We start from the raw sequence: 256 nt of genomic DNA on the forward strand, positions 1-256 counted from the left end.
GTGCCGGTGCCGCTCGCGCCCGGCACGACCGATGCGCACCGCCAGAAGCTGCTGCGCGTGTTCGCGCAGCTCGGCGCCAAGACGTCGGTCTGCATCGACATGCCGTCGCTGGAGCGCCTCGACGGGTTCGCCGCAGCCAACGGGGTGGCCCAGGAGGCCGCGGCGCTGCGTGCCCGCGCGCTGATCCCAGGTGGCCTCGACATCGGCGGCGAGCCCGGGCGGCCCATGCCACCCCGGCCAGACGACCTCGCGTTCA

General features: G+C 75.0%; 1 protein-coding gene. It reads left to right on the forward strand.

Translation table 11 applies throughout. From position 1 onward, the window contains the following. Positions 1–256: hypothetical protein (locus tag CVH10_RS26210; RefSeq protein WP_181244685.1), on the forward strand; the 256-nt coding region annotated here is incomplete at both ends.

The organism is Halomonas sp. ND22Bw, assembly GCF_003011945.1.
Classification (GTDB): Bacteria; Pseudomonadota; Gammaproteobacteria; order Pseudomonadales; family Halomonadaceae; genus Halomonas; species Halomonas halophila.